The organism is Thalassobacter stenotrophicus, from assembly GCF_001458315.1.
GTDB classification, from domain to species: domain Bacteria; phylum Pseudomonadota; class Alphaproteobacteria; order Rhodobacterales; family Rhodobacteraceae; genus Thalassobacter; species Thalassobacter stenotrophicus.
Map to the genome: position 1 here is coordinate 1 of NZ_CYRX01000002.1, position 2,556 is coordinate 2,556.

At 52.6% G+C, this 2,556-nt stretch carries 1 protein-coding gene; it reads left to right on the top strand.

The annotated features are described in order from the left end of the window. Positions 1-727: 727 nt before the first annotated feature. Entirely contained in the window at positions 728-1,519 is a 792-nt protein-coding gene (gene aadA1 / locus THS5294_RS00020) for an ANT(3'')-Ia family aminoglycoside nucleotidyltransferase AadA1 (RefSeq protein ID WP_001206316.1), read from the top strand. Positions 1,520-2,556: the final 1,037 nt, after the last annotated feature.

Below are 2,556 nucleotides of genomic sequence, written 5' to 3' on the forward strand. Positions count from 1 at the left end.
GATCCGGCGCGCCTAGGCCTTGACGGCCTTCACTCAATTCGCCCTATAGTGAGTCGTATTACGTCGCGCTCACTGGCCGTCGTTTTACAACGTCGTGACTGGGAAAACCCTGGCGTTACCCAACTTAATCGCCTTGCAGCACATCCCCCTTTCGCCAGCTGGCGTAATAGCGAAGAGGCCCGCACCGAAACGCCCTTCCCAACAGTTGCGCAGCCTGAATGGCGAATGGGAGCGCCCTGTAGCGGCCACTCAACCCTATCTCGGTCTATTCTTTTGATTTATAAGGGATTTTGCCGATTTCGGCCTATTGGTTAAAAAATGAGCTGATTTAACAAAAATTTAACGCGAATTTTAACAAAATATTAACGCTTACAATTTAGGTGGCACTTTTCGGGGAAATGTGCGCGGAACCCCTATTTGTTTATTTTTCTAAATACATTCAAATATGTATCCGCTCATGAGACAATAACCCTGATAAATGCTTCAATAATATTGAAAAAGGAAGAGTATGCGTAGCCGTAATTGGAGCCGTACCCTGACCGAACGTAGCGGCGGTAATGGTGCGGTGGCGGTGTTTATGGCGTGCTATGATTGCTTTTTTGGCGTGCAGAGCATGCCGCGTGCGAGCAAACAGCAGGCGCGTTATGCGGTGGGCCGTTGCCTGATGCTGTGGAGCAGCAACGATGTGACCCAGCAGGGCAGCCGTCCGAAAACCAAACTGAACATTATGCGTGAAGCGGTGATTGCGGAAGTGAGCACCCAGCTGTCTGAAGTGGTGGGCGTGATTGAACGTCATCTGGAACCGACCCTGCTGGCCGTGCATCTGTATGGCAGCGCGGTGGATGGCGGCCTGAAACCGCATAGCGATATTGATCTGCTGGTGACCGTGACCGTGCGTCTGGATGAAACCACCCGTCGTGCGCTGATTAACGATCTGCTGGAAACCAGCGCGAGCCCGGGTGAAAGCGAAATTCTGCGTGCGGTGGAAGTGACCATCGTGGTGCATGATGACATTATTCCGTGGCGTTATCCGGCGAAACGTGAGCTGCAGTTTGGCGAATGGCAGCGTAACGATATTCTGGCCGGCATTTTTGAACCGGCGACCATTGATATCGATCTGGCCATTCTGCTGACCAAAGCGCGTGAACATAGCGTGGCGCTGGTTGGTCCGGCAGCGGAAGAACTGTTTGATCCGGTGCCGGAACAGGACCTGTTTGAAGCGCTGAACGAAACCCTGACCCTGTGGAACAGCCCGCCGGATTGGGCGGGTGATGAACGCAACGTGGTGCTGACCCTGAGCCGTATTTGGTATAGCGCGGTGACCGGCAAAATTGCGCCGAAAGATGTGGCGGCGGATTGGGCCATGGAACGTCTGCCGGCGCAGTATCAGCCGGTGATTCTGGAAGCGCGTCAGGCGTATCTGGGCCAGGAAGAAGATCGTCTGGCCAGCCGTGCGGATCAGCTGGAAGAATTTGTGCATTACGTGAAAGGCGAAATTACCAAAGTGGTGGGTAAATAATAACTGTCAGACCAAGTTTACTCATATATACTTTAGATTGATTTAAAACTTCATTTTTAATTTAAAAGGATCTAGGTGAAGATCCTTTTTGATAATCTCATGACCAAAATCCCTTAACGTGAGTTTTCGTTCCACTGAGCGTCAGACCCCGTAGAAAAGATCAAAGGATCTTCTTGAGATCCTTTTTTTCTGCGCGTAATCTGCTGCTTGCAAACAAAAAAACCACCGCTACCAGCGGTGGTTTGTTTGCCGGATCAAGAGCTACCAACTCTTTTTCCGAAGGTAACTGGCTTCAGCAGAGCGCAGATACCAAATACTGTTCTTCTAGTGTAGCCGTAGTTAGGCCACCACTTCAAGAACTCTGTAGCACCGCCTACATACCTCGCTCTGCTAATCCTGTTACCAGTGGCTGCTGCCAGTGGCGATAAGTCGTGTCTTACCGGGTTGGACTCAAGACGATAGTTACCGGATAAGGCGCAGCGGTCGGGCTGAACGGGGGGTTCGTGCACACAGCCCAGCTTGGAGCGAACGACCTACACCGAACTGAGATACCTACAGCGTGAGCTATGAGAAAGCGCCACGCTTCCCGAAGGGAGAAAGGCGGACAGGTATCCGGTAAGCGGCAGGGTCGGAACAGGAGAGCGCACGAGGGAGCTTCCAGGGGGAAACGCCTGGTATCTTTATAGTCCTGTCGGGTTTCGCCACCTCTGACTTGAGCGTCGATTTTTGTGATGCTCGTCAGGGGGGCGGAGCCTATGGAAAAACGCCAGCAACGCGGCCTTTTTACGGTTCCTGGCCTTTTGCTGGCCTTTTGCTCATTAGGCACCCCAGGCTTTACCCGAACGACCGAGCGCAGCGAGTCAGTGAGCGAGGAAGCGGAGAGCGCCCAATACGCAAGGAAACAGCTATGACCATGTTAATGCAGCTGGCACGACAGGTTTCCCGACTGGAAAGCGGGCAGTGAAGTGAAGGCCCATGAGGCCAGTTAATTAAGCGGCCGCGATATCCTGCAGATGCATCCAGTACTAGTATGGCCC